This is a genomic window from Gammaproteobacteria bacterium (assembly GCA_036383255.1).
Lineage (GTDB): Bacteria > Pseudomonadota > Gammaproteobacteria > Natronospirales > REEB76 > DASUBN01.
In genome coordinates this window covers 85,649-112,063 of record DASVOS010000004.1, presented here as the reverse complement: position 1 = coordinate 112,063, position 26,415 = coordinate 85,649, and the positions used below count along the sequence as shown (strand labels likewise).

Annotated in this window: 21 protein-coding genes; 5 read left to right on the top strand and 16 right to left on the bottom strand. The window is 66.4% G+C overall.

Annotated features, from left to right (window positions below):
• Window positions 1-37: 37 nt before the first annotated feature.
• Window positions 38-1,645, top strand: a complete 1,608-nt coding sequence (locus tag VF651_01520; protein HEX7964369.1) for a sulfotransferase — start codon at window positions 38-40, stop codon at window positions 1,643-1,645.
• 182 nt (window positions 1,646-1,827) lie between these two features.
• Here the strand turns inward: VF651_01520 and VF651_01515 are convergent, their stop codons facing one another.
• A complete protein-coding gene (locus tag VF651_01515) occupies window positions 1,828-4,701 on the bottom strand; it encodes a TonB-dependent receptor (GenBank protein ID HEX7964368.1) in 2,874 nt (957 codons plus the stop codon).
• Between the two features lie 286 nt (window positions 4,702-4,987).
• Here VF651_01515 and VF651_01510 point away from each other — a divergent pair, with 286 nt between their 5' ends.
• Window positions 4,988-6,706 (top strand): sulfotransferase, encoded by a 1,719-nt coding sequence (locus VF651_01510; protein ID HEX7964367.1) that lies wholly within the window; start codon window positions 4,988-4,990, stop codon window positions 6,704-6,706.
• The gene (locus VF651_01505; GenBank protein ID HEX7964366.1) at window positions 6,696-8,465 is read left to right on the top strand and encodes a sulfotransferase; all 1,770 of its coding nucleotides are present in this window, start codon (window positions 6,696-6,698) and stop codon (window positions 8,463-8,465) included. Before VF651_01510 ends, VF651_01505 begins: the two co-directional genes overlap by 11 nt.
• On the opposite strand, the gene VF651_01500 is transcribed toward VF651_01505, so the two are convergent.
• From VF651_01500 to pepE, 4 genes are all read right to left on the bottom strand, one after another.
• Window positions 8,462-8,860 (bottom strand): hypothetical protein, encoded by a 399-nt coding sequence (locus tag VF651_01500; GenBank protein HEX7964365.1) that lies wholly within the window; start codon window positions 8,858-8,860, stop codon window positions 8,462-8,464. The genes VF651_01505 and VF651_01500 overlap by 4 nt on opposite strands.
• Window positions 8,860-9,339, bottom strand: coding sequence for an FKBP-type peptidyl-prolyl cis-trans isomerase (locus tag VF651_01495; GenBank protein ID HEX7964364.1), 480 nt, complete (start codon window positions 9,337-9,339; stop codon window positions 8,860-8,862). The genes VF651_01500 and VF651_01495 overlap by 1 nt, the downstream gene beginning before the upstream one ends.
• A gap of 17 nt (window positions 9,340-9,356) precedes the next feature.
• Entirely contained in the window at window positions 9,357-9,482 is a 126-nt protein-coding gene (locus VF651_01490) for a 30S ribosomal protein THX (protein HEX7964363.1), read from the bottom strand.
• Between the two features lie 70 nt (window positions 9,483-9,552).
• Window positions 9,553-10,281: a dipeptidase PepE gene (pepE, locus tag VF651_01485; GenBank protein HEX7964362.1), complete on the bottom strand. Its 729-nt coding sequence runs from the start codon at window positions 10,279-10,281 to the stop codon at window positions 9,553-9,555.
• 133 nt (window positions 10,282-10,414) lie between these two features.
• Between pepE and VF651_01480 the strand changes: the two genes are divergently transcribed.
• Window positions 10,415-11,944, top strand: coding sequence for a M48 family metallopeptidase (locus tag VF651_01480; protein HEX7964361.1), 1,530 nt, complete (start codon window positions 10,415-10,417; stop codon window positions 11,942-11,944).
• Window positions 11,945-12,143: 199 nt separating this feature from the next.
• On the opposite strand, the gene hemE is transcribed toward VF651_01480, so the two are convergent.
• From hemE to VF651_01425, 11 genes are read right to left on the bottom strand one after another with little or no spacing between them, the layout of a single operon-like run.
• Entirely contained in the window at window positions 12,144-13,214 is a 1,071-nt protein-coding gene (hemE, locus tag VF651_01475; protein ID HEX7964360.1) for a uroporphyrinogen decarboxylase, read from the bottom strand.
• Window positions 13,211-13,933, bottom strand: a complete 723-nt coding sequence (gene pyrF, locus VF651_01470; GenBank protein ID HEX7964359.1) for an orotidine-5'-phosphate decarboxylase — start codon at window positions 13,931-13,933, stop codon at window positions 13,211-13,213. The genes hemE and pyrF overlap by 4 nt, the downstream gene beginning before the upstream one ends.
• 48 nt (window positions 13,934-13,981) lie before the next feature.
• Window positions 13,982-15,136, bottom strand: a complete 1,155-nt coding sequence (locus VF651_01465; GenBank protein HEX7964358.1) for a deoxyguanosinetriphosphate triphosphohydrolase — start codon at window positions 15,134-15,136, stop codon at window positions 13,982-13,984.
• Between the two features lie 3 nt (window positions 15,137-15,139).
• The gene (gene aroB / locus VF651_01460) at window positions 15,140-16,219 is read right to left on the bottom strand and encodes a 3-dehydroquinate synthase (GenBank protein HEX7964357.1); all 1,080 of its coding nucleotides are present in this window, start codon (window positions 16,217-16,219) and stop codon (window positions 15,140-15,142) included.
• 14 nt (window positions 16,220-16,233) lie between these two features.
• On the bottom strand, window positions 16,234-16,764 hold the full coding sequence (aroK, locus tag VF651_01455) for a shikimate kinase AroK (GenBank protein ID HEX7964356.1): 531 nt from the start codon (window positions 16,762-16,764) through the stop codon (window positions 16,234-16,236).
• A 16-nt stretch (window positions 16,765-16,780) separates the two neighbouring features.
• A complete protein-coding gene (locus VF651_01450; GenBank protein HEX7964355.1) occupies window positions 16,781-18,520 on the bottom strand; it encodes a hypothetical protein in 1,740 nt (579 codons plus the stop codon).
• A 45-nt stretch (window positions 18,521-18,565) separates the two neighbouring features.
• Window positions 18,566-20,890 carry a type IV pilus secretin PilQ gene (gene pilQ, locus VF651_01445; protein ID HEX7964354.1) on the bottom strand — a complete coding sequence of 775 codons (2,325 nt, stop codon included), beginning with the start codon at window positions 20,888-20,890 and terminating at the stop codon, window positions 18,566-18,568.
• A gap of 17 nt (window positions 20,891-20,907) precedes the next feature.
• Window positions 20,908-21,441: a pilus assembly protein PilP gene (locus tag VF651_01440; GenBank protein HEX7964353.1), complete on the bottom strand. Its 534-nt coding sequence runs from the start codon at window positions 21,439-21,441 to the stop codon at window positions 20,908-20,910.
• Window positions 21,438-22,130, bottom strand: coding sequence for a type 4a pilus biogenesis protein PilO (locus VF651_01435; GenBank protein ID HEX7964352.1), 693 nt, complete (start codon window positions 22,128-22,130; stop codon window positions 21,438-21,440). The genes VF651_01440 and VF651_01435 overlap by 4 nt, the downstream gene beginning before the upstream one ends.
• The gene (locus VF651_01430; protein ID HEX7964351.1) at window positions 22,130-22,720 is read right to left on the bottom strand and encodes a PilN domain-containing protein; all 591 of its coding nucleotides are present in this window, start codon (window positions 22,718-22,720) and stop codon (window positions 22,130-22,132) included. The genes VF651_01435 and VF651_01430 overlap by 1 nt, the downstream gene beginning before the upstream one ends.
• Before the next feature lies 1 nt (window position 22,721).
• Window positions 22,722-23,780 carry a pilus assembly protein PilM gene (locus VF651_01425; protein ID HEX7964350.1) on the bottom strand — a complete coding sequence of 353 codons (1,059 nt, stop codon included), beginning with the start codon at window positions 23,778-23,780 and terminating at the stop codon, window positions 22,722-22,724.
• Between the two features lie 266 nt (window positions 23,781-24,046).
• Here VF651_01425 and VF651_01420 point away from each other — a divergent pair, with 266 nt between their 5' ends.
• Window positions 24,047-26,344, top strand: coding sequence for a penicillin-binding protein 1A (locus VF651_01420; protein HEX7964349.1), 2,298 nt, complete (start codon window positions 24,047-24,049; stop codon window positions 26,342-26,344).
• The last annotated feature ends 71 nt before the right edge of the window (window positions 26,345-26,415 follow it).

Here is a 26,415-nt window from a genome sequence, read left to right as displayed (position 1 = left end):
AAGATAGCGCGCCCGAACTCATCCACGGAACGCACAGATGGCCGAGCACCTGCCGACGGCGGAGATCCACCGCCTGCTGGGTGAAGCCGCCGCCGCTTTCGCGAGAGGCGAGCTGCAGCGTGCGGCCGCCGCCTGCCAGCAGGTACTGCAGGCCGCGCCGGAGATGCCGGATGCACTGCACCTCCTGGCGCTGTGCCTGTTCCAGAGCGGCGACGCCGGCAATGCACTGCGGCTCATCCGGCATGCCGCGGGCCTGAAGCCCGGCGATCCGCAGCTGTTGCGCAACCTTGGCGTGGTGGCGGCCGAGGCGGGCGACGCGGGCGGCGCGCTCACTGCGTTCACGCGCCTGACGCTGCTCGATCCCGCTGATGCGGAGGCGCAGTTCAACCTGGCGGTGCTGAGCGAGAACCTGGGCGACCTCAGCGGCGCGGAGCACGCCTACCGCGAGACCCTGCGCCGCATGCCACGGTACGCCGCGGCGGCGGGAGCCCTGGCTGCGCTGCTGGAGCAGCGCAACGTGCTGGAGGAAGCCGCGCGCTGGAGCGGCGAGGCACTGGCGGCGGATCCTGCTGAGCCGGTGGCCAACCTCACCCAGGCGCAACTGGACTTCCGGGCCGGTCGCGAGGCGGAAGCCGCTGCGCGCCTGGAGCGACTGCTCACGAACACCAAGCTCACGCCACGCAACCGCGCGCTCGCGGCCGGACGCCTGGGTGCGGTATACGACCGCCTGGACCGGCCGGCAGAGGCATGGCCCCAGTTCCTGGCGGCGAAGCAGGCCTTGCAGGCGACCCTGCCACCCCAGCCGGAGGGTGCTTACGGCTTCGCCGCCGCGGCGCGCATGGCGCGCCATGCCGGGGCGCTGCTCGCTCCCGGTCCCGTAGCCGAGGGCGCGACTCCGGTGTTCCTGGTGGGTTTCCCGCGTTCCGGCACCACGCTGCTGGACCAGATCCTCTCGGGCCATCCCGGCATCGCGGTGCTGGAGGAGCAGGACACGTTGCAGGACGTGCTGCACGAGCACGCGCTCAGCGATGAGGGCCTGCAGGCCTTCCTCAAGCTGGATGCCCCCGGCCTCGCCGCGCGCCGCCGCGCTTACTGGCAGCGGGTGGCTGAACTCATGCCGCAGCGGCCGGCCGGCGCGCTGTTCGTGGACAAACTGCCGCTCAACAGCGTGTTCATGCCGCTGATCCGGCGGCTGTTCCCCTCGGCGCGCTTCATCTTCGCGCTGCGCGACCCGCGCGACGCGGTGCTGTCCTGCTTCATGCAGACCTTCGGCCTCAACGAGGCCATGCGCCACTTCCTCTCGCTGGAGGAGACGGCGCGCTACTACGCCGCGGTGATGGGCGTGGGGCACGCGGCGCTGGAGCGGTTGCCGGAGGCGGCGCACCGCATCCGCTACGAGGATGTGGTGGCCGACACGGAAGGCGAAGCGCGCCGGCTGCTGGCGTTCCTGGGACTCGCCTGGGAGCCGAAGGTGCTGGACTTCCAGGAGAGCGCGAAGAACAAGCGCATCAATACGCCGAGCTACTCCCAGGTGACGCAGCCCATCTATACGCGCGCCAGGGAGAGATGGAGAAAATATGAGACGCAGCTCGCGCCGGTATTGCCGGTGTTGGAGCCGTTCGTGGATAAGTTCGGGTATCGCTAAAGCCGTCTTCTAACCATCCCTGGTGTGCTTTCCAGCGCGCTACAGCGGCGCGCCCTGTTGTTCGCCACTCTCGGCCCTCCCTGGCCTCCGCGGCATAACAACATCCTGTCGTTAAGAAAAGCCCCGCGGCCCTTGCGGACCGCGGGGTTCAAGCTACCCCACTACTCTTTGTTGTCCGAAGCTTAGAACTTCACGCCCACGCGAGCGTACAGGAAGCGGCCCGGCACGTCGTACAGCGTCGGGTCGAAGCTGTTGAGTTCCTGCACCGTCGACAGCGGCGGCTCCTTCGCCCACAGGTTGCGCACGCCGAAGGTGAAGGTGGTGCCGATCGAGTCCACCCCATAGGCCACCTGCACGTCGTGGTACACGGTGGTGCCGATGTGGTTGTTGGTCGGGACCTCGGTCATGTGGCCGATCACCCGCAGGCCGTACTGGGCACTCCAGGCACCGGCGCTCCAGTCCAGGCTGGCACGCAGCTTGTCCTTCGGGATGCCGAAGGGGAACACCGTGCCGCCGCGCTCGAAGCCCGCCAGCTCGAGACCATTCAGGTCGTAGGACTTGATGTGGGTCTCGTCGACGCTCAGCTTGAAGTCGCCGATGCCGGTGCTCGGGAACGCGTAGTTCACCGCCACGTCGATGCCCGAGGTGGAGGTGGTGCCCACGTTGGTGACCGAGTCCTGCACCGTCTTCACCGTGCCGAAGGGCGTGCGGGTGATGCGGCTGCAGAGCGACGGGTCGCCGCCGAAGTAGCAGCCGTCGAAGATCGCCTGGCCGCTGATCGGGTTGATGGTGTCGTTCACGTCGATCTTGTAGTAGTCCATCGACAGGTTGAACCCGGTCAGGCCCTCGGGGCTGTACACGAACCCGAGGGTGCGGGAGACCGAGGTCTCCGGCTGCAGGTTCGGGTTGCCGCCTTCCAGGGTGTTGATCTGCGCGTTCGGCTGCACGTAGCTGGCCGGCACGCCGGCACAGCTCGCCGGACGGCCCGACACCGGCCCGCTGCAGGGGTCGGTGATGTTGGCCGACAGGTTGGTGTTGCCGGAGAACAGGTCGTTGATGCTCGGCGCGCGGAAGCCCTGCGACCAGCTGGTGCGGATCAGCCAGTCACCGTTCGGCTGGTACTTGAGGCCCCAGCGGTAGGTGTTGTTGCTGCCGAAGGTGTCGTAGTTGGTGTGACGGCCGGCCAGGTCCAGGTCCAGCAGCTTGATGCCGCTCACGTCGCCCACCAGCGGCAGGTCCAGCTCCGCGTACAGCGAGCGCTCGCTGGTGCGGCCCGCGGTGGCCGCCACCGGCCGGCCGGGGTTGAAGCTGTCGTAGCCGTTCTGCGCCACCGAGTCCGGATTGAAGAAGCCGTCATGCTCGAGGCTCTCCGCGCCGATCGCCAGGCCCGCGGAACCGCCCGGCATCTCGAACAGGCTGCCGTTGCTGATGTCCGCGTTGTAGATGCGCTCATTGTTCTCGAACTGGTTCTGCGTGGTGTAGCTCACGTAGTCCAGCATGGACTGGGTGATGCCCGCGGCGCCGCCGAACAGGTTCAGGGGCACGCAGCCGATGGTGGAGGCGCAGGTCGCCGGGTCACCCAGCGCCACGCGCAGGTGGCTCACGTCGAAGTGGCCGGCGTTGGTGTCGATCTCCGATTCCTTCGAGAAGATGTAGCCGGCGTCCCAGTCCCATTCGCCGCCAATCATGTTGAAGTAGCCGTTGAACCCGCCGCTGAAGCGGAACATGTCGCCCTTCTCGTGGTAGAGGCGGTTGCCCGTCTCCAGCATGCGGCGGCCCAGCAGGCCCAGGTTGCTGCTGGTGTCCAGGTCGAAGCCGAACGGGTTGTAGGCTTGGTTCGCCGGGATGTCGATGTTGATCGAGCTCGAGGCGAAGAACAGCGGCTCCGGCGCGGCTTGCTGGCGCGAGTCGCGGTGGCTGTACATCATGTCAGCCTTGAAGGTCAGGTTGTCCGCGAGGTCGGTGTAGCCCTGGAAGTAGGTGCTGTAGCGCTCTTCCGGCGTCAGCACGAAGTTGTAGGGCGCGTAGTTGAAGCGGTCGCTGTTCGGGCCGCCGCTGATGAACGGGCGGAAGTCGCTCACGGAAGGCTTGCCCGAGACGCCGTGGATCAGCGTCAGGTCGCAGAGCGGCTGGTAGTTCGGCGCTTGGCTGGGGGCATTGAGGTTGGTGGTCGGGCACTGCGCCTGGGTGAGGCCGGTGGTCGGGTCCACCACGTTGCCCGGATCGCTGCCGGTGCTGGTGCCCGGCGCGACGATCACGAAGCGGCCGTTCGGGATGGCGGAGCTGCCGGACGCGGCGCCCGCGCCGATCACCGGCTCCTTGGAGATGTTGCGGTGCGCGGAGGGGATCGCTTCCTGGTTCGTGTAGGACACGTTGAACACCAGGCCGCTCTTGTCGTTGCTGCCGCCCATGGTGAAGTCGTAGGACTGGGTGCGGCCATCGTAGTGGCCATCGCCGTTGTAGATGCCGAGGTAGGCGTTGGCCTCGCGGGAGTTGTAGTCCTTGACGGTCACGATGTTGACCACGCCGGCGATGGCGTCGGAGCCGTAGATCGCGGAGGCGCCGTCCTGCAGCACTTCCACGTGGTCGATGATCGAGGTCGGCACGGTGTTGAGGTCCACGGTACCCACCAGGGAAGTGGCCCAGCGCTTGCCGTTGACCAGCACCAGCACGCGGCTGGCGCCGAGGTTGCGCAGGTCGACGTTGCTCTCGCCGCCGCCCGTGAACTGGAAGTTGCCGCCGAAGTTCGCCAGGGTGTTCAGCGCGGCGCCGCTCGAGGGCAGCTTCTGGATCAGCTGGCCGATGGTGGTGATGCCGGTGGCCTTGATCTGCTGCTGGGTGATGATGTTCACCGGCTGCGCCTGCTCGACGTCAGTGCGCTTGATCTTGGTGCCGGTCACCTCGATCTTGCCGAGCTGCGCCGTGCTGGTATCGGTGGCGGCAGTGGTGGTGGCGGCGGTATCGTCGGCGGCGAAGGCCTTGCCGGCGAAGCCGGAGGCGGCGCCGCAGACCAGTGCGAATCGGACTGCTTTGCTGACGAGATTCTGCTTCGACATTATGATTCTCCTCACGGACGCAGATTTGTGGATGCCGGGCCTCAACTGGCGGCCGCAAGGCCGGAGGTGACGCCAGGACGCAGCGATAAGAACCCCATGTAACAAAATTGGTCACAGCTGCTGGCCCTTATACTAGACCAAACGGCTGCATATACATTGTTGCTTGGGGACAAATCTGCACTTTGCGGCGAACGCGGTGATTCACCGGTTGTAGAATAACCCTTTGATTTAACTGGGTAATAATGTGACGCACCGCTTGCCACGAAATCCCGTCTGAGTCGGCCCGATGCAACAGCCCCCCTCGCCGGCGCCCAGCGAAGCGCTCTTCGAGCAGGCCATCGGCCTGTTCACGGGGGGGCATCTCAGCGCGGCGGAAGAACGCTGCCGCGAGGTGCTCGCGGCGATGCCGCAGCACCCCCATGCCCTGCACATGCTGGCCCTGATCCGGGCCGAGGCTGGCGCCCTGGAGGAGGCCTTAGGCCTGGTGCAGCAGGCTCTCGCCACCGGGGTGCAGCACCCGGCCATCCACCTCGCCCATGGCAGCCTGTTGCTGCGCCTGGGCCGCAGCCGCGAGGCGGTGGCGCCCCTGCGCGCCAGCCTCCGCCTCGACGGCAACCAGCCGCAGGTGGCGGCGTTGCTCGGCAAGGCGCTCATGACCCTCAAGCGCGCCCGCGAGGCGCGCGAGTTCCTGGACGCGGCCCTGACGGCGATGCCGGGCGACCCGGCGTTGCGGGGTGCCTCCGGCGCGGTGTACATGCAGCAGGGACGCTACGCCGAGGCGGCGCGGGAGCTGGAACGCGCGCTGGAGGCGGACGACCATGAGGTGGAGACCTACGCGAACCTGGCACTGGTCTACGAGCAGAGCAACCGGATCGAGGACACGCGACGCACCCTCGAGACCGGGCTCGCACGCTGGCCCGCCAACGCCCAGCTGCGCCTTGTCTCGGCGCGGGTGCGGCGCCGTGATGGCGACGCCGCTCCGGCGCGCGAGACGCTGAAGGCCCTGCAGGCGGAGCCCGCGCTGATCCCGGAGTTCCGGCGTGACGTGGAGTTCGAGCTCGGCTGGTGCGCCGACGCGCTGGACGAGCCGGAAGCCGCGATGCGCCACTTCGAGTCCGCCAACGCGCAGGCCCTGGCGCTGGCGGCGCCTCCGCCGGCCCTGGCGCAGGTCTACCCGCGCCAGCTCGAATCCCTCACCCATTTCTACAACGGCGACCGGCTGCTGCCCTCGGGCGCGCCGCAGAAGCCGATGCCGGCGTTCCTCCTGGGTTTCCCGCGCTCCGGCACCACGCTCCTGGACACCATGCTGGGGGCCCATCCCGAACTCACGGTGCTGGAGGAGCAGCCCGGCGTACAGGCCATGCTGGATGCCTACCTCGGCTTCGGCCTCGCCTACGCCGAGGACCTGGGACGGCTCACGCCGGAGCGCTGCGCCGAGCTGCGCGCGGTGCACCAGCGGGTCTGCCGCGGCGCCGGCTGGGACGGCATCCGCGGCCTCATCGACAAGTCGCCGTTCGCCACCGCGCACCTCGGCCTCATCCAGCAGGTGTACCCCGGTGCGCCGGTGGTGTTCGTGGCGCGCCACCCCTGCGACGTGGTGCTGTCCTGCTTCATGAACCACTTCGAGATCAACAGCGGCACCGTGCACTTCACCGCGCTCGCGGACGCGGTGGCGCTCTACTGCGGCGTGATGGAGCTCTGGCAGCTCTACCTGCGCAAGCTGCCGATGCAGTACCGGGTGCTGCGCTACGAGGACCTCATCGCCGACCCGAAGGCGCAGCTGCAGCGGCTGCTGGAGTTCCTGATGGTGCCCTGGTCGTCCAAGGTGCTGGAGCACACCGAGCATGCGCTCAAGCGCGGCCGCATCCCGACGCCCAGCTACAACCAGGTGAGCCGGCCGGTCTACCAGGAAGCACGCGACCGTTGGCGCCGCTATACGCCCTGGCTCGCCCCGCACCTGGAGAAGCTCAGGCCCCACATCGAGGCCTTCGGCTATGAGGCCTGAAGTGCCGGACCCGCGCCTGCAGCGCGGCGTGGCGGCCCACCAGCGCGGCGACCTGGATGCGGCGGAACAGGAATACCGCGCGCTGCTGGCGGAGATGCCGCAGCACCCGGATGCCACTCATTTCCTGGGTCTGCTGCTGCACCAGCGCGGCCGCAGCGAAGACGCGCTGCCACTGCTGCGCGCGGCGCTCACGCTCGCGCCGGGAAGCCACCTCTACCGCGGCAACCTCGCGGGCGTGCTGCAGCGACTCGGCGATTCAGCCGCCGCGGAGCGGCTTTACCGCGAGGCGCTGGCGCTCAATCCGGGCTATCTCGGCGGGCATATCAGCCTCGGTCTCCTGTACGCGGGACAGGGTGACCACCCGCGAGCGCTAGCGGAGTTCGACGCAGCCCTGGCTCTGGATCCCGCGAACTTCGATGCCTGGTTCAACCGCGCGCACTCGCTCATCCAACTCGCGCGCCTGCCCGAAGCGCGCGAGGCGTATGGCGAGGCTGCAGGAGCAGCCGGCAATGACGTCGACCGCCTGCTGGGCGTGGCCTCGGCGCTTCGGGAGGCGGGCGAGGTGGAAGCGGCGCGCCGCTGCCACGAGCGGGCGCTGGAGCTCGCACCCGGCTATCCGCCTGCTGAGAACAGTCTGGGCAACCTGCTCGGCATGGTGGGAGACCTGGCCGGCGCCGAGCGCCACTACCGGCGCGCGCTGGAGCTCAAGCCCGACTACGCCGGCGCGTACCACAACCTCCTGGACGTGGCGCGGATCGCACCGGACGACGCCACTTGGGCAAGCCTGATGCGGCTCGCGGATCGGTCCGGCACGCTGCCCCCGGCGGACGAGATCGCCCTGCAGTTCGCCCTGGGCCGGGCTTTCGAAGGACAGAAGGACTACGCGCGGGCCTTCGGCCACTTCCAGCAGGGCAACCGGCTGAAACGTGCCACCCTCAACTACGACGAGGCGCGCCAGGCGCGCTTCTTCAAGGACTTCGCCCGGGTGTTCGACGCGGATTTCATCGCCAGCCACCGGCTAGCCACCGCGGACACGCGGCCGGTGTTCATCGTCGGCATGCCGCGCTCCGGCACCACCTTGGTGGAGCAGATCCTGGCGAGCCACTCCGAGGTGCGGGGCGCCGGCGAGACCCATGCGCTGCGCAATTCGCTGCGAGAGGAGTTGCCGCCGGACGCCGGGGATTACGGCCTGCCGGAGGCGCTCGCGGGCCAGGACGCGGCGGCATTCGCGCGGGCGGCGGCCCGCTACGGCCGTTATCTCGATGCGGTGGCGCCGGGAGCGGCGCGGGTCACCAACAAGCTGCCGGGCAACATGGTGTTCGTGGGCTTGGTGAGCCTGCTATACCCCGAGGCGCGCATCGTCCACTGCTCCCGCGAGCCGCTGGACACCTGCCTCTCCTGCTACACCAAGCTCTTCACCACCGGCCATCCCTTCGCCTACGAGCAGATGGAGCTCGGCCGCTTCCACCGCATGTATCAGGAACTGATGCATCACTGGCAGACGGCGCTGCCAGGCCGGATGCTGGAACTCAGGTACGAGGAACTGGTGGCGGATGTGGAAGGGCAGGCGCGGCGCCTGGTGGCGCACCTCGGCCTGCCTTGGGACGAAGCCTGCCTGCGCTTCCATGAGTCCTCGCGTGCAGTGCGCACCGCTAGCCTCGCGCAGGTGCGCAAGCCTATCTACGCGAACTCGGTGGGACGCTGGAAGCTATACGAGAAAGAACTGGCGCCGCTGAAGGCGGCGCTCATGGGTTCTTAACGAGGCGGAGTATAGGGAAGCGTCTTGATGCCGCTGGCAGCGGCCGGAGCGGCGGCCGTGGCCGCGGCGGGCGCCGTGCCCTCGCAGCGGAATATCCCCCAGAGCTGGCTGCCGTCGATGATCTCGGAGAGCGGTGCCACCGCGTCGGCACCCACCACGGCTGCCTGGTTCATCGCCATCACGCGCAGGTCATGCTCCACGTCCCCCGGCATGCGCTCGAGCGTGCCGAGCTTGTGGGCCACCGTTAGCTGGTTCATGGCGAGCTTCTGGCAGCGCTCGACGCCCGTCTTGTCCAGCACCTTGATGTCCGCCTGCATCGCCTCGGGCGAGGGCGTGACCCAGGTGCAGCCGGCGAGGGTGGCGAGCAGCAGCGGCAGGGCGGCACGCTTCATCATCACTTCGTCTCCGGTTCCGGCGGTGGCAGCGGACGGCCGATGTCGATGAGCTGGATCTGGAACACCAGCGGGCCCACGGGACGATTCGGCTTGCGCGGCGGATCGCCGTAGGCCAGGTCAGCCGTCAGCCACAGGTCCATGGTCTCGCCGGTAGTCATGAGCGGAATCGCCTCCTGCCAGCCCGGGATGAGCTTGTCCAAGGGGAAGGTGGCGGGCTCGCAGGTCTTGTCCGGCTTGCAGCTGCTCTCGATCATCCTGCCGTCCGGATACCACAGGCTGTAGTTGGCGGTCACCGTGTCGCTGAGCTTCGGATGCACCGTGCCTTCGCCTTTGCGCAGTACCTTGTAGGCCAGCCCATCCGGCAGCACCGTGGCATCCGCCGCACGCTGGGGCATGGTCTGTCCCGGCGCGATGGGGGCGGTGCTGCAGGCGGCGAGGCCGGCGAGTCCCAGGACAATCACGATGTGGCGCGGCTGCATGGTGCGGCTCCTCGGCGTTACTTCTTCTTGCCCTTGGCGAGCCCCGGGGCGGGCTTCTTCTTCACCGGCTTGTGCTTGCGGGTGTTGCCGTAGCTGCCGCGCCAGATCTTGCCCTTGCGCGTCTTCTTGTCACCTTGACCCATGGAAGAGGCTCCTGAATTTTGAGTGGTTTCGGCCGCAGCTGCGACCATGGCCATTATATATAAGCGTCCCTCAGGCGGGGTTGCCGTAGAGCAGGAACTGCAGCGATTCCTGCGGGTCGAGCTCGCGGCTCTGGCCGTCCAGGAACAGCTTGGTGCTCTGCGTGCCCAGGAGCTCCAGCCGGTCCGCCTCCAACTTGAGGACGCTACCGTCCCGCAGGCCCAAGACCGGCACGCCGGGGTTGAGCCGCATGAACTCCCGCAGCCGGTCGTCCCGCGTCTCGCCCTGGTGCTCGGGCGGCAGGTGCTCGGTGTAGTGCGGGTTGATCTGGAAGGGGATGAGCCCCAGCGCCTCGTAGGAGGAGGGCCAGACGATGGGCATGTCGTTGGTCGTGCGGATGGTGGGGCAGGCGAGGTTGCTGCCGGCGCTCCAGCCTATATAAGGCATGCCTTCCTGGGCCCGTTCCCGCAGCGGCTGCAGCAGCCCCTGGGACTGGATGAGCTGCAGCAGGCGGAAGGTGTTGCCGCCGGACACTGCCACCGCCTCGGCCGCGCGCACCGCCGCCACCGGGTTCGCCGCGCTGTGCAGGCTGGTGACGCTGTAACCGAGCTCCGCGAACACCGGTGCCACCACTGCTGCCATCTCGTCGTGGCTCCTGCTCACGGCGGCATAGGGGATGAACAGCACCGAGCGCACGCCTTCGCCGAGGAAGGCGCGGATGTGCGGGCGGGCGTGCTCCAGGAAACCCGCGCCTGGGGTGCGGGAACTGCTGAGCAGCAAGAGGCGAGGCTTGGATGGCATGGTCCTTCTCATCCCCCTTCAGGATCAGGAACCTTAGACGCCGGATGCGAGTCCAAGATTATCCGACACTTGGGCTGTCCGGGTCACCCGGTCTTATATACTCGTCGGACGCAACACCATGGGGATGGGAAGCATGAAACGCCTGACGTCCTTGTTACTGGCCGCCATCGCGGCGCTCTATTTCGCTAACGCATCCGCAGCGCCGCAAGCTCCGGCCAAGCCCGCGATGGCTGCAACGGCCGCAGCGGCTCCTGCTGCCGTGCCGCAGGCGAAGCAGTTCGACGCCGACAAGGCCACCCGCGAGTGGCTGGACACCCTGTCCCCCGAGGCGCGCAAGAAATCCGACGCCTACTTCGAGGGCGGCTACTGGCTGATCCTGTGGGACTTCGTGGTGGGCATCGCGGTGGCCTGGCTGTTCCTGGGCACCCGGCTCTCGGCCAGGATGCGCGACCTGGGTCAGTACCTCTCTGACGCCGGTTGGCTCCAGTACATCTATGCCTTCATGCAGGGCGTGTTCCTGCTTTGCATCTTGCCGGCCGCCCTGGTCATGCTCTGCTTCAGCAACATCCGCGCTGCCATGTTCCGCCTGCCGGGCTCCGCCGCCGGCTTCAAGTGGCCGGTCACGTTCTGGTACGCCGCGTTCTACATCGTACTGAGTTCCCTCTTCACCCTGCCCTGGGTCATCTACGAGGGCTGGTTCCGCGAGCATCAGTACGGCATGTCCAACCAGGCCCTGGGCGGCTTCCTCGGCGACGAGCTCACCGGGCTCGTCATCGGGCTCATCTTCGGCATCATCGCCATCCCCATCGTGTATGCGGTGATCCGCAAGTTCACCCGTACCTGGTGGATCTGGGGTGCCGTGGTGGGCGTGGTGTTCATCGTGTTCAGCGTGGCCATCGGCCCGACTTACCTCGAGCCTGCCTTCAACAAGTTCTACCCGCTCGCGGACAGCCCCCTCAAGCAGGACATCCTCTCCCTGGCCCGCGCCAACGGCATCCCGGCCAAGGATGTGTACGAGTTCGACGCCTCCAAGCAGACCAAGCGCATGAGCGCCCATGTCAGCGGCATCGGCGGCACCACCCAGATCAGCATGAACGACAACCTCATGAACCGCGCCTCACCAGGGGAGATCAAGGCGGTGCTGGGCCACGAGATGGGCCACTACGTGCTGCACCATGTGTTCCACGGCATCTTCGAGTTCAGCATATTGATCGTCATCGGCTTCGCCTTCGTGAAGTGGGCCTTCGACAAGGTGCGCGCGCGCTGGGGCGCCAACTGGGGCATCCGCGACGTGGGTGACGTGGCCGGCCTGCCGCTGCTTGGCGCGCTGTTCACGGTCTTCATGTTCGTGCTGACGCCGATCAATAACACCCTCACGCGCACCCAGGAGGCGGAGGCGGATGCCTTCGGCCTGAACGCGGCGCGGCAGCCTGACGGCTTCGCCCAGGCGGCCATCCATCTCTCGGAGTACCGCAAGATGGAGCCGGGCAAGTGGGAAGAGATCCTGTTCTATGACCACCCGAGCGGCTACAACCGCATCCACCGGGCCATGGTGTGGAAGGCCGAGAACATCGATACGCCGGACATCAAGGCTTACGATGCGGCGCATCCGGTCATCGCGATGCCGCCGGAACCCCAGCCGGAAGCGGCTCCCGCAAAATAGGGAATACGCCTCTGGAAATCGAAAGGGCGCCTTGAGGCGCCCTTTCTTTCTTTCGCGACCCGACGCTGTTGTGGCAGGCGCAGCCGCTTTTACTTGTGATGGGCAGGGCTCGTCGCATGCGACGAGCGACCCGCCAGGGAAGGCGGGGCTGGGAGGCGCACAGGGATGGTTGAACTGGCAGCGGGGGACTGCGCTGCATTTATTTATGATAAGCAGGACTCAGGTCATGTACCGCTTTAACCAGTGCCGCCACGCTCTCCGGCGGCGTGTCCGCATGTATCCCATGCCCCAGGTTGAAGACATGCCCTTCATGGTGGCCGAAGGCCGCCAGGGTCTTCCACACCAGGTCCCGCACCGTCTCGGGCTGCGCGTAGAGGGCTGAAGGCTCCAGGTTGCCCTGCAGCGCCACCTTGTCTCCCACGCGGCGGCGCGCGTCGGCGAGATCCTGCGTCCAGTCGATACCTAAGGCATCGCAGCCGCTCTCGGCCATGTGTTCGAGCCAGGGTCCGCCGCCCTTGGTGAAGAGCGTCACCGGCACGCGCCGGCCCTCGTTCTCACGCTTGAGGCCCTGCACGATCGCGCTCATGTACTGCAGCGAAAACTCGCGATAGGCGGGAGGCGTGAGCGTGCCGCCCCAGGTGTCGAAGATCATCAGCGCCTGGGCACCGGCGGCCACCTGGGCATTCAGATATTGGGTCACTGCGCGAGTGAGCAACTCCAAGAGCTTCTGCAGCGTGCGCGGGTCCCGGTACATCATCTGCTTGATGCGGCTAAAGTCCTTGCTGGAGCCGCCTTCCACCATGTAGGTGGCGAGCGTCCAGGGGCTGCCGGCGAACCCGATGAGCGGCACGCGGCCGCCCAGGTCCTTGCGGATGAGGCGCACCGCATCCATCACGTAGCGCAGCTCCGTCTCCGGGTCCGGCACGCCGAGCTTGGCCACTGCCGCCGCGTCCCGCACCGGATGCTCGAAAGCAGGGCCCTCGCCCTCCACGAAGTGCAGCCCCAGGCCCATGGCCGCGGGGATGGTCAGGATGTCCGAGAACAGGATGGCCGCGTCCAGCGGGAAGCGGTTCAAGGGCTGCAGCGTGACCTCGCAGGCCAGTTCCGGCGTGCTCATGAGCTTGATGAAGCTGCCGGCCCGGGCGCGCGTCTCGCGGTATTCCGGCAGGTAACGCCCCGCCTGGCGCATGATCCAGAGCGGCGTGCGCGGGGTCTTCTCGCGCAGCAGCGCGCGAAGGAGAAGGTCGTTCTTGAGGACGGGCGCCGTCACTTGGAAGCCGGGAATATCTTCGCGATGCTTTCCTGGATCGCTTCCGCCGCGGCGCGCGGATCCGCCGCCTTGCGGATGGGCCGGCCCACCACGATGTAGTCGGCGCCGTTCTGGAACGCCATCTCCACCGTCACCGCGCGCTTCTGGTCGTCGTCCGGCCGGTTCTCCACCGGGCGGATGCCCGGTGTCACCACCAGGAGGCGATGGTCGATGAACTCCCGCAGCCTCGAGGCCTCCAGGCCCGAGGACACCACGCCGTCGCAGCCCGCCTCCAGCGCGCGCTTGGCGCGGGAGAGCACCAGCTTCTCCACGTCGCACTGGAAGCCCAGGTCGTCCAGGTCGCCCCGGTCCAGGCTCGTCAGCACCGTCACCGCCAGCACCTTGAGCTTGCCCTTCACCTCGGCGGCGGCCTCCATGATGGACTGGTTGCCGTGCACCGTGCAGAAGGTGGCGCCCATGCCGGAGAGCTGCTTCACCGCCGCCTGCACCGTGGCCGGGATGTCGAAGAACTTGAGATCCACGAACACCCGCTTGTCCTGCTTGATGAGCCAGTCCAAGAGCTCGAAGTAGCCGCCGGCCATGAAGAGCTCGAGGCCGATCTTGTAGAACACCGCGGAATCGCCGAGCTGGGTCACGAACTCGCGGGCGCTCTTCGCGTCCGGCACGTCCAGGGCGACGATCAGCCGCTCGCGGCGGGGGACAGGGTTGGTGGAGGGCATGGAAAGACCTTGTTTTGGGTGCATGATTTTATCACGCACGCTTCGGGGCTAATCCTGGGCAGCCAGGTGCCGCTGGTACTCCCTAGTCGCGAATCTATCCGTCATCCCCGCAATATAGTCCGCCACGATCCGGGCCCGCCCTGAGGGGCCTTTCCCTTTCTCTTCCTGCTCCGCTCGCGCCGTGAACTCCGCCGGCATGCAGGAGATGTCCTCGAAGTAAGCTTTGAACAGCCCCTGCACCATGCGGGCAGCACTGTCTGTCATCTCCTTAACCCGCGCATGCTCGTAGAGGCACTTGCGCAGGAAGCGGTGCAGCTCGGTGCTGCGCTGCTCCATGTCCGGGCTGAAGCCGATGAGCACCTTCCCCGCGGTCCGCACGTCATCGATGCTGCCCGGTGCGGCGTCGGCGATGCGCCGCCGGCTCTCGGCGATCAGGTCCGTGATGAGCGCGTTCATCATCCGCCGCACGGTCTCGTGGATGAGGCGGCGCAAGGGCAAGTCCGGGTGAGCCTTGAGCACCGTGCCCGAGTGCTCATGGAACAGGGAGATGCCCCGCAGCTCATCCAGGGTGATGAGCCCGGAGCGCAAGCCGTCGTCTACGTCGTGGTTGTTGTAGGCGATGAGATCAGCCACGTCTACGAGCTGGGCTTCCAGGGAGGGTTGGGTGCGCTCGATGAATCGTTGTCCTACATCCCCCAGTTCCCGGGCGTTCTTGAGGGAGCAGTGCTTGAGGATGCCTTCCCGCGCTTCGAAGGTAAGGTTCAGGCCCGGAAAATCCGCGTAGCGCTCCTCCAGGAGGTCCACCACCCGCAGGGACTGGAGGTTGTGCTCGAAGCCCCCAAAGGGCGCCATGACAGCGTTCAGGGCTTCTTGGCCCGCGTGGCCGAAGGGTGTGTGGCCCAGGTCATGGGCGAGGGCGATGGCCTCCGTGAGGGGTTCGCTTAAAGACAGCACCCGGGCCACGCTGCGGGCCACCTGGGCCACTTCAAGGGAATGGGTGAGACGGGTGCGGTAGTGGTCGCCCTCGTCGTAGACGAACACCTGGGTCTTGTACATGAGCCGCCGGAAGGCGGTGGAGTGGATGATCCGGTCCCGGTCCCGGTCGAACTCGTTGCGGTAGGTGGGGGAGGGTTCGGGGTAGCGGCGGCCGCGGGACTGTTCTGAATGGGCGGCGTAGGCAGCTAATCTAGCCGTGCCGCCCATAGATTAAACGGGCTCGTTCTCGAGCGTGGCTTCGAGTGCGGCGTCGTCGAACTCGGTGGTCACCACCGCCTGGCCGATGCTCTTGGGCAGCACCAGGCGCAGCTGGCCGGCCACCACCTTCTTGTCCCGGCTCATGTGCTTGCGCATCTCATCGGGGGAGAGGTTGTCCGGCGGCACGATGGGCAGGCCGGCCCGCTCCAGCAGGCGGCAGAGGCGCCGGTATTCGGTCTGCTTGAAGTGGCCCTGGCGCACCGAGAGGGCGGCGGCCATGGTGAGGCCCACCGCCACTGCCTCGCCATGCAGCCACTCGCCGTGGCCCAGCGCCGTCTCGATGGCGTGGCCGAAGGTGTGGCCCAGGTTGAGCAACGCACGTTCGCCTTGCTCGCGCTCGTCCGCCGCCACGATGGCGGACTTGATCTCGCAGGAGCGCACCACCGCGTGGTCCAGCGCTTCCTCGTCCCGCGCCATCAGCGCCTGGATGTTCGCTTCCAGCCACTCGAAGAAGCGGCTGTCCTTGATGAGGCCGTACTTGATCACTTCCGCCAGGCCCGCACTGAGCTGCCTCGGCTCCAGCGTCTCCAGCGTGCGTGTATCCGCCACTACCACCAGCGGCTGGTGGAAGGCGCCGACCATGTTCTTGCCGTAGCGATGGTTGATGGCGGTCTTGCCGCCCACGGAGGAATCCACCTGGGCCAGGAGGCTGGTAGGGACCTGCACGTAAGGGATGCCGCGCTGGTAGCAGGCGGCGGCGAAGCCCGTTAGGTCTCCCACCACGCCGCCGCCCAGGGCGATGAGCGCGCTGTCGCGCCCATAGCCGCTCTTGAGCAGGGCGGTGAAGACGAGGTCCAGGGTCTCCCAGTCCTTGTTCTCCTCGCCGTGGGGCAGCGTCACGCTTTCGACAACCAGGGGCTTCAGGGCGGCCTTGAGTTTTTCCAGGTACAGCGGCGCCACCCGATCGTCGGTGACGATGCACAGGCGTTCCTTCTGCAAGCGCTCGCGGATGAGCATGCCTTGGGCGAGGAGGCCGCCGCCGATGTGGATCGGGTAGCTGCGCTTGGCTAGTTGAACTAAGAGGGTTTTCATTGGAACCGGTGTTCTCAGCCGGAAGCGACCCCACGCCGTTCCAGCTCGGTGATTATACGCTGGCTTATCTGCTTCACCTGGCCGCTGTCGGTCTCGACGGTGAATTCCGCGAGGCTTTCGTAGAGGGGCGCCCGTATCTCGAAGAGTGCTTTCAGGCGGGCTTCGCGGTCCTGGGTCTCGAGCAGCGGCCGGTTGCGGCTCTGGCCGGTGCGGGCCGCCTGGGCGTCCACGGAAGCTTTCAGGTAGATGACGAAGCCGCGGGTCTTCAGGACCTCCCGGTTGGCCGGATCCAGCACCGCGCCACCGCCGGTGGCGAGCACCACCTTGTCCCGCTGGGTGAGTTCTTCGATTATCTCGCGCTCGCGGCGGCGGAAGCCCGCTTCGCCTTCCTTCTCGAAGATCAGCGCGATATCCGCGCCGGTGCGGCGCTCGATCTCATGGTCCGCGTCCAGGAACTCGAGGCCGAGGAGCCGTGCCAGCTCCCGGCCGACCGCCGTCTTGCCGGCCCCCATGGGGCCGATGAGGAATACCTTCCTAGACGTCAATGCCGTAAGCGAAAGATTACGTGATCGGTATCGCAGACGTTGTGGTTACTGTACCCGAGCCTTCAGCGTTTCCATTGCCTGGACTGGTGATCTTGAGCTGGAAGCTGCCAGAAGGAGCCGGACCAGTCGGGGTCAAAGTGATGGTAAAAGTAGTAATCGGGCTTAGAGCAGAGGCAGCGCAAGACGTATTAGGAACCGTATAGGTCGTGCCATCAGTGGTCGGTGTCATGGTCAGAGTCGCATCGGTGACGTTATTCTCGACCAACTCTATGGTGGTCCCCGCGGCCATCACATTGCCATTGAGGTCAGTGATATCGATGGTGACGAAACCACCTGTGGCAGGAATGCTCGCGGGGAGCACGGGGGGGGAGGGTTCCGAGGTGGACATCACGAAGCAGACATACGTGCCGACAGCAAGGGATTTTGCAGTGCCACACAGCGAGGAACCACCTTGGCAGTTCACGCCTTCCCATTTTCCATCTTTGATCGAATAAGTGTTATCGCTGTCGTAATCGAAAAACATCTCACCTGAATCGTGGACGGTGTCGCCGGAGATTGTCTCGCTGGAGTTAGCGAAGATTTCGCCGATGTCACTGAGTGCATCACCGCTGTCGTAGACGCCGTTTGCGTTATTGTCGGTGAAGCTTTCCTCACCGATGGCATAGGCCAATATATAGGCGAAGCCTACATGTGAAACGGCGGTAGTTGCAGGACGAGGATTCTGGCTTGTCCATGTTACGTTGCAGGTGCCACTGGCGGTAATGCAAGAGCCCTGCACGGAGCCGCCTCCGGCGGGTCCGTTACTGATGAAGCTGATGGGTGTGCCATCCGGGACGGGATTGCCGAATCGGTCGGCGAGCCGCACCGTTATCTTGTTCTCAGTCCCATCGAAATCACCGCCATCCACATTGAAATGCGGCACCGACAGGGAGAAATGGTCCTGCGAGGGGATGCCGCTGTTGATGGTGAGTTGGGACGACTGAGTGGAGATGGTGGTGCCTGACTTCACTGTGGTAGCGGTCACGATCACGGGGCCGGCGAAGGTACCAGCCTGCACGATGGTCTGCACGTTGCCGTTGGCGTCGCTGACTGCGCTGCTGGCGGAGAGCGCCACGCCACCCACATTGGTGTTAAGCGAGAAGTCGACCGTAGCTCCCGATACCGCGCCGCCTACCGAATCCTTCACTGCGAAGATGACGGTGGATGTCTCCTGCAGTCCGGCGCCGCCCATGCCCTTGAGAGTGATCACGGTGGGGGTGGCAGAAACGAATTGAATAGAACCTAACGCTGCGGCGGCCACGGTGACCGTGGCGGTGGCGGTGAGCTTGATGTTATTTACCGTGGCGGTGGCGGTGATGGTATCGGAACCGCTGCAACCCTTGGCGGTATAGGTGGCGATGGCTGTGCCAGCGCTGGCGGTCACGGTACCGCTACCGGCACCAGTGGAATCCGTGATGGTCGCCAGTCCTGAACTTACGCAGGGGGAGTTGAAGCTCACGTCCACGGGCTGGCTATAGAGTGTTCCAGTGGAATCCACCAGCGTCGCGGTGACGCTGGTGGCGCCGCCCGCGGAGAGGCTGCTGGAACCCAGGGCCAGGGTGCCCGAGACGAAGGAAGAGCCGGTGCCATTGCCCAGCTGGACGCTGCTGTTGGTCGTACCGCCGCCAGTGCTCACGGTGCCGAGCCCGCTGCCGCAGGAGGCGAGCGACGCCGCGAGCAGCGCTCCGGCGAATCCCTTGATGATGGTCTTGTGCATTTCGGTTCTCATGGCTTCATCCCCTCGCGCAGGTCAGGCGCGTTTTCACTGACCGATGGCGGCCGTGGCCGACTGGTCCAGTATCTTGGGTGTCACGAAGATCAGCAGCTCGTCCTTGTCGTTCTTGGTCTGGGTATTGCGGAACAGCCAGCCGAGCAGCGGCAGGTCGCCCAGGAGCGGCACCTTGGTGACCGCGATGCTCTGGGTGGTCTCGTAGATGCCGCCCAGCACCACGGTGTCGCCGTTGTTGACCAGCACCGTGGTCTTGACGTCGCGGGTATCGATGGAGGGCACGCTGCCGCCTGTGGCGCTCTGCACGTTCTGGCCCACGCTGTCCTTGTGGACCTCGAGATCCATGTTGATGCGCGAGTCAGGCGTGATCTGCGGCGTCACGTCCAGGCTCAGCACCGCGTTCTTGAACGAGGTGGTGGTGGCACCGCTCGCGGAAGCCTGCTGGTAGGGGATCTGCACGCCCTGTTCGATGTGGGCCAGCTTCTGGTCGGCGGTGAGCACACGCGGCGCGGACACCACCTCGCCCTGGCCCTCGGCCTGCAGGGCCGAGAGCTCGAGGTCGATGATCGAGTCGCCGCGCAGCACCGAGAAGGCGATGGAGCCGGCGGCCGGCGCGCTCGGCAGGTTCACGTTGAGCCGGTCACCGATGCCCGGCACCGTGAAGCCCACAGGCACCGGCGGGTTGGTGCCGTTGTTGATGGCGTTCGCGATCGCATTGTTGCTGTCGATGAACGCGCCCACCTGGCTGTCGGTACCCGTCAGGCTGCCGGACGTGGTCATGAAGCTGCCGCTGGTGGTGCGCGAGCCGCTGTAGCCCAGGCGCGCGCCCAGGTCGCGGGTGAAGTCGTTGTTGGCGATGACCACGCGCGACTCGATCAGCACCTGCTTCACGGCCACGTCGAGGCGGGCCACCATCGCGCGGATGTTGCTGATGTTGTCGGCCGTGTCCTGCACCAGCAGGGTGTTGGTACGGGCGTCCACCGAGACGCTGCCGCGCTTGGAGAGCATGCCGGTCTCGCCGCTGCCCTTCACCAAGGCCTGCAGGTCGATGGCCTTGGCGTAGTTCACCTGGATGAATGCCGACTGCAGCGGTTCCACCTGGGCCAGGCTCTGCTGGGCGCTGGCTTCAGCCTGCTCCTGCGCCGAGATCTCGCTGGCCGTGCCGACCATGAGCACGTTGCCGTACTCGCGGGTGGCGAGGCCCTTGGTGTGCATGATGATGTCGAGCGCCTGGTCCCACGGCACGTCCTGCAGGCGCAGGGTGATGTTGCCGTTCACCGCGTCAGACACCACGATGTTCTTGCCACTGGCGTCCGCCAGGATCTGCAGCACCGCGCGCACGTCGATGCTCTGGAAGTTAAGGCTGATCTTCTGGCCGCCGTACTGCTTCTTGGCCTCGAACTGGGCCTGGGCCACCTGGGTCAGGGGCTTGAGCTCGACCGAGAAGGTATCGTCGCTCTGGTAGGCCAGCTTCTCGAAGCGGCCGGTGGAGTGGATCACGAGCTGGGCGCCGGTGGGCGTGTTCTGCGCATCCACGAACTGTACGGGCGTCGCGAAGTCGGTCACGTCCATGCGCCGCACCAGTTCCTCGGGCAGCTTGGCGCCGGCGAAATCCACCGCCACGTTGCCGTTCTGGTCGTGCACGTTGCCGATGATGCCGGGGTTGGGCAGCGTCACCAGGATCTCGCCACTGCCGTCCTTGCCGCGGCGGAAGTCGAGGTTGGCGATCACGTTGCCGCCCGAAGGCGCCGCGGCACGGGCCGGGGCGACCGTCTGCTGGGGCGCGCTGGCAGGCGCCTGCGCAACCTGACTCGGTGCGACAGCCGGAGTGGGGACCGGGACCGGAGCCGCTGCCACCGCGGCCGGCTTGCTCTCGGGCGCCGCGGCGGCCGGCATGCCGGTGGCCTGCGGGCCGAAGCTCGAGATGTTGGCGCTGGCGACGGCGGTGTCGGCGGCGTTGGCACCGACGATCACGTAGACCGTGTTGCCGTCGGTCTTGACGGTGTAGGGCACCAGGGTGGTGAGGTTGATCACCACCCGCGAGCGGCCGCCGGCCTCGGCGGTCACGATGCTGTTGACCATGCCCGCCTGCACGTCGGTCTTGCGGTCCTTGAGGGACAGGCGCGTGTCCGGCAGGTCGAGCGCGATGCGCGCCGGCTGGTTCACGGTGAAGGAGAGCGGCGCCTGAGCCGGCGCGCCGGAGAGCGTCAGCGCGATCTGCACGCGGTCGCCTCCGAGCTTGGCGGCGTTGATGCTCTGCAGCTGGTTGTGGCCGGCATCGGCCGCGACGGCGGGGCCGGCGACGAGCAGCGCGGCCGCCAGGAGCGCGGTGTGCAGGGTATATGTCTTGGTGTTCATGGCTGTGTACCTCGCTCTCAGTCGCTGAGCGTCACGTCGGTGACGCGTTCCGACCAGCCGCCCTGGCCGTCCGGGACGATCTCCCGCAGCTTGATGCCGGAATCGGTGATGCTGATGACCTTGCCGTAGTTCTGGCCCATGTAGTTGCCGAGGCCGACGCGGTGCAGGATGTTGTCGCTGTCCTTGACCAGGGCGTACAGGTTGCCGCTCAGGGTGAGCGTGCCCACCATCTTCAGGCCGTCCAGCGGGAACTGCTCCAGGTACTCGTGGTTGCGGTTGAAGTCCGGGTGCAGTCCGGCGGTCGAAGTGCCGCTGTTCACGTTCGACTTGTTGGTGCCCTGGGCCTGCGGCACGAACGGCGAGCGCTCGTCCTGGTCCGCGTAGGTGAACACCTCGAACGGCTTGATCTGCGGGATCGGCTCGATGCGGCCGCCCTTCTTGGCTTTCACGTCGTTGGTGTACTGGCGCAGGTCGCCCATGCGGTCGCCGCAGGCGGCGAGCAGCGCGAGCGCGGCGATGCCGGCGGCGAGCTTGGCGGAGCGGCGCGTCACCCTTCACCCCCCTTGTCCTTGCCGGCGGGCTTCTTGGCGGCCTTGGCCTTGGGCTTGGCTGCCTGCTGCTCGTCGTCTTCCATGTAGCGGTAGGTCTTGGCGGTGAGCGTCATGGTCAGGTTGTCGCTGCCGCCAGCTCCGGCGGCGGGCTTGATCACGATGTTGTGCAGCGTGACGATGCGCGGCAGCGCCGCCACGTCGCTCACGAACTTGCCGAAGTCGTGGAAGCCGCCGTCGACCTGCAGGTCGATGGGTTTCTCGGCATAGAAATCGCGGGTCGCCTCGTTGCCGGGCCGGAACAGGTCCTGCTTGAGGCCGTCCACCTGTGCGGCCTGCGAGATGTCCTGCAGGATGCTGGGCAGCTCGGTCTTGCCGGGCAACTGGCGCAGCATGGTGCCGAAGGACTTCTGCATGTCGTCCAGCTGCTGTTTGTAGGTGTCGAGGTTGGCGGCCTGCAGCGCCTTGGACTCGAACTGGGCCTTGAGCGAGGCTTCGCTGGCCACCAGCTTGGCGCGGTTGGTGACCTGGTCGGAGATCAGGAAGTAGTAGCCGGCGATCAGCACGCCGCCGTAGATGCCGATGAGCACCAGGATGCGGATGGGCAGCGGCCAGCTGCCCATGTTCTTGGGGTCCAGCGAGCGCAGCTGGTTGATGTCGAAGTTCTTGAGGGCGTTCAGGTCGAGGGCCATCACGCACCTCCCTTGCCGGCTGCGGCCTCGGCCGCCTTCTGCGCCAGAGCCGCCTTGTCGATGACCTTGGCGGTGATGGTGAACTTCTGCGCGCCACTCTTGACGGGATCCTTCTGCACCACCGTGAGGTTGGGCTCACCCATGAACGGGGAGGAGTCGATGTTGCGCAGGTAGGTGGAGATGCGCGCGCTGGATTCGGCGCTGCCCTCGATGGTGAGGTTGGCGCCGCTCTCGGTGACGCTGCTCAGGTACACGCCCGGCGGCAGGGTCTTCACCAGCTGGTCGAACAGGTGCACCACCACCGGACGGCTCTGCTGCAGCTGCTGGATGATCTGCATGCGGGCCAGCAGGTTCTGCTTGGTGTCCTGCAGGTCCTTGATCTCATCCAGCTTGCTGTCCATGAGCTTGATCTGGTCGGTCATGTACGCGTTGCGCTCGTTCTGGATCGAGATCGCCTCGTTCATCCAGAGGTACATGAGGAACACGCTGAACGCGCCGGCGGCGGCGACCACGCCGGCCAGGATGTTGAACTGCGTCTGGCGGGCCTTGCGCCGCTCTTCGCGCCAGGGAAGTAGGTTTATGCGCGCCATGTCAGTCGAAGCTCCGCAGCGCGAGCCCGCAGGCTACCAACAGTGCCGAGGCCTCGCTCTGGACCAGCTGGGTCTTGGCGCGCGAGGACACCTTCATCTGCCCGAACGGGTTGCCGATCACGGCCGGCGTGCCCATCTTCTCGCTGATGCGTTCGGCCGCGCCGGGGATGCCCGCGCAGCCACCGCACACGATGATCTGGTCGAGGTGGGTGTACTCGCTGGTGGAGGAGAGGAAGAACTGCAGCGAGCGGTTCACGGTCTGCGCCATGTCGTCGGTGAAGGGATCGAGGATCTCGACCTTGTAGTTGCCGGGCAGGCCGCCTTCTTTCTTCGCCTTGCCGGCCTCCTCGAAGGTGAGGCCGTAGTGGCGCATGATCTCCTCGGTCAGCTGCTTGCCGCCGAAGTCGCTGTTGTAGGTGTAGATGATCTTGCGGTCGTGCAGCACGCTGAAGGACGTGGTGGCGGCGCCGAAGTCGACCAGCGCGATGGTGCGGTCCAGGCCCTCGTCCATCATCTGGTAGGTGAGCAGCTTGCAGGCGTTCTCGAGGGCGAAGGCCTCCACGTCCACCAGCTTCGCCGTGAGGCCGGCGATGTCCAGCACGCTCACGAGCTTGTCCACGCTCTCGCGGCGGGCGGCCACCAGCAGCACGTCCACGAGATCCGGGTCGCTTTGTGAGGGGCCCACGATCTCGTAGTCGAAGGCCACTTCCTCGATGGGCTGCGATATGTATTGATCGGCCTGCAGCTCGATCTGCTCGCCCAGGTCCTTGTCGGAGAGCTTGGCGGGCATCTGGATGGTCTTGGTCATGACCTGGCCGGAGAGGGCCACGGCGGCGTACTTGGACTTGGGGCTGGCGTGTTTTACGGCCTTGCGCACGGCGTCGCCGGCGGCGTCCACGTCCATGATCACCTTGTCGGTGATAGCATTGGACGGCATCGGTTCCGCCGCGAAACTCTCCACCCTATAGGACCCGCCCTGCTTGGCGAGCTCGATGAGCTTCACCGATGAGGTGCTGATGTCGATGCCCAAGAGGGGGGGTGACGAAGGCCTGAACAGCACGTCTTGAGTTCCTCAATTATTAAGCCGCGGACGCCCAAATCCGGCTCGAAGAACCGGTCCCAATGTCTTAAGTCACAGCTTCAATATATATCAACAAATGATTAAATCAAATAAAATTTTTGCCATTTCCCCCCCTCTGGAAATGGGCCTAGAACGCCCCTTTTCCGGGGGTCTGAACTGAGGTTTTCATGCCCCACCTGCCCCGAGCACTATATGTTGTGATTGCGGCCCTCCTGGGCCTCTTTGGGTTGGGGTTAGTAGGGCTATTGGGGGCCTATCTGGCCCTGGCGCCAGGGCTGCCCTCGGTGGAGGTCCTCAAGGACATCCGCCTGCAGGTCCCCCTGCGGATCTACACCCGGGATGGGCGCCTCTTGGCGGTCTTCGGCGAGAAGCGTCGTATCCCCCTGGAATATGACCAGATCCCCAAGACCATGGTGGACGCCTTCGTGGCCGCTGAGGACGAGAACTTCTGGCAGCACCCCGGGGTCGACCTGCAGGGCGTGCTCCGGGCGGGAGTGCATTTCGCCACCACCGGCGAGAAGTCCCAGGGTGGCGGCACCATCACCATGCAGCTCGCCCGCAACTTCTTCCTGACGCCGGAGAAGACCTTCACCCGGAAGGCACGGGAAGCCTTCCTGGCGTTCCGCATCGAGCACCAGCTGGAGAAGAAGGACATCCTGGCGCTGTATCTGAACAAGATCTATCTCGGCAACCGCGCCTACGGCGTAGGCGCGGCCGCCGAGGCCTATTACGGCACCGATGTGGCGCACCTGACCCTGGCCCAGACCGCCATGATCGCGGGGCTGCCCAAGGGCCCCTCTACCGACAACCCGTTGGTGAACCCGGAGCGGGCGCTGGCACGGCGCGGCTATGTGCTCGGCCGCATGCTCTCGGACGGTTATATCGACAAGCCGCAGTACGACCAGGCCATGGCGGAGCCGGACGATGCCTCCTACCACGAACCCACGGCGGAGGTGGACTCGCCCTACCTCGCCGAGATGGTCCGCAACTACATGGTGGACAAGTACGGCGATGAGGCCTACACCGCCGGCTACTCGGTGGTGACCACCATCGATAGCCGCCTCCAGCCCCTGGCTGGCAAGGCAGTGCGTGACGGCCTGCTCGCCTACGACCAGCGACACGGCTGGCGCGGCCCATTAGGCCACGTGGAGCTGCCACCCAACGCCAGCGATGCCCAGCTCGAGAAGCTGATCCAGGACCGGGACCACGTGGGCGGCCTGTATCCGGCCGTGGTGGTGAAGGTGGAGACCCAGAGCGCCCGGTTCTATGCCGAGGGGGCGGGCAGCGTGGATGTGGCCTGGGACGGCCTCAAATGGGCTCGCAAGTACCTGAATGCCAGCGGCATGGGTCCCGCGCCCAAGGCCGCCACGGAGTTCCTGGCGCCCGGTGACGTGGTCTACCTGCGGCGGGTAGATGCTGCCACCTGGACCCTGGCCCAGGTCCCCACCGCCCAGGGCGCCCTGGTGGCCGTAGACCCTGTGGACGGTGCCGTGGTGGCGCTGGTGGGGGGCTTCGACTTCGGCGCCAGCAAGTTCAACCGCGCGGTGCAGGCGCACCGCCAGCCCGGCTCTTCGTTCAAGCCCTTCGTCTACTCGGCGGCGCTGGAGAACGGCTTCACGCCCGCCACCGTGGTGCCCAACGCGCCGGTGGTGGTGAACGACGCCAAGAACGGCAACGTCTGGCGCCCCGGCAACTACGAGGGCGACTTCAGCGGCCCGACCCGCCTCAGGAGCGCGCTCGCCCATTCCCTGAACCTGGTGTCGGTGCGGATCCTGCAGCAGCTCGGCGTGGACAAGACCATCCAGTACGACTCCAACTTCGGCTTCGCACCCGAGGCGCTGCCCCGCGACCTCACCCTGGCCTTGGGCAGTGCGAGCCTGGAGCCCCTGGAGATGGCCCGGGCCTATGCGGTGTTCGCGAACCGGGGCTACCGGGTGACGCCGTATTACATCCAGACCGTGCTGGACGGCGCCGGCCAGGTGCTGTTCCAGGCCACCCCGGACATCGCCTGCGACAGCTGCAAGCTGCCGGAGCAGGGCGATCCTGCCTTGGGGCTGCCCCAGGCGGCGCCCCAGGTCATCACGCCGCAGAACGCCTGGCTCATGACCAACATGATGCAGGAGGTGATCAGGACCGGCACCGGCGCGCTGGCCCAGTCCCTGGGCCGCCCCGACATCGCCGGCAAGACCGGCACCACCAACGACTTCACCGATGCCTGGTTCGACGGTTTCACCAGCCACCTGGTGGCCGTGGTGTGGGTGGGCAACGACCAGCCGTCCCAGACCTTGGGCAACGGCGAGCAGGGCGCGCTGGCGGCGCTGCCCATCTGGATGAGCTTCATGGGTCCGGCGCTATCGGGCGTGCCCATCCCCAAGGACATATTCCCGCGGCCCTTCGGTATCGAGGAGGCGCGTATCGATCCCAACACGGGCCTCCTGGTCAGCGCCGACGACCCGGACTCGATCTTCGAGTACTTCGAGACAGGGCACCTGCCGCAGAAGCAGGCCGACAAGAAGAAGCAGGACGGCAGCGACATCTTCTGACGCGCGCGAAGCGCGCGCTTCTTGATTGCTCTGCGCAAGCCATCCAGGCTTGCGCAGATTGCAGCGAGTCC

Coding starts and splice junctions, on each gene's coding strand:
- VF651_01495 (HEX7964364.1), bottom strand. CDS start 9,339: ATGCAGCCGCGCCACATCGTGATTGTCCTGGGACTCGCCGGCCTCGCC.
- VF651_01510 (HEX7964367.1), top strand. CDS start 4,988: ATGCAACAGCCCCCCTCGCCGGCGCCCAGCGAAGCGCTCTTCGAGCAG.
- VF651_01490 (HEX7964363.1), bottom strand. CDS start 9,482: ATGGGTCAAGGTGACAAGAAGACGCGCAAGGGCAAGATCTGGCGCGGC.
- aroB (HEX7964357.1), bottom strand. CDS start 16,219: ATGAAAACCCTCTTAGTTCAACTAGCCAAGCGCAGCTACCCGATCCAC.
- VF651_01515 (HEX7964368.1), bottom strand. CDS start 4,701: ATGTCGAAGCAGAATCTCGTCAGCAAAGCAGTCCGATTCGCACTGGTC.
- pyrF (HEX7964359.1), bottom strand. CDS start 13,933: ATGCCCTCCACCAACCCTGTCCCCCGCCGCGAGCGGCTGATCGTCGCC.
- VF651_01500 (HEX7964365.1), bottom strand. CDS start 8,860: ATGATGAAGCGTGCCGCCCTGCCGCTGCTGCTCGCCACCCTCGCCGGC.
- pilQ (HEX7964354.1), bottom strand. CDS start 20,890: ATGAACACCAAGACATATACCCTGCACACCGCGCTCCTGGCGGCCGCG.
- VF651_01465 (HEX7964358.1), bottom strand. CDS start 15,136: ATGGGCGGCACGGCTAGATTAGCTGCCTACGCCGCCCATTCAGAACAG.
- pepE (HEX7964362.1), bottom strand. CDS start 10,281: ATGCCATCCAAGCCTCGCCTCTTGCTGCTCAGCAGTTCCCGCACCCCA.
- VF651_01450 (HEX7964355.1), bottom strand. CDS start 18,520: ATGCACAAGACCATCATCAAGGGATTCGCCGGAGCGCTGCTCGCGGCG.
- VF651_01480 (HEX7964361.1), top strand. CDS start 10,415: ATGAAACGCCTGACGTCCTTGTTACTGGCCGCCATCGCGGCGCTCTAT.
- VF651_01430 (HEX7964351.1), bottom strand. CDS start 22,720: ATGGCGCGCATAAACCTACTTCCCTGGCGCGAAGAGCGGCGCAAGGCC.
- VF651_01435 (HEX7964352.1), bottom strand. CDS start 22,130: ATGGCCCTCGACCTGAACGCCCTCAAGAACTTCGACATCAACCAGCTG.
- VF651_01505 (HEX7964366.1), top strand. CDS start 6,696: ATGAGGCCTGAAGTGCCGGACCCGCGCCTGCAGCGCGGCGTGGCGGCC.
- VF651_01520 (HEX7964369.1), top strand. CDS start 38: ATGGCCGAGCACCTGCCGACGGCGGAGATCCACCGCCTGCTGGGTGAA.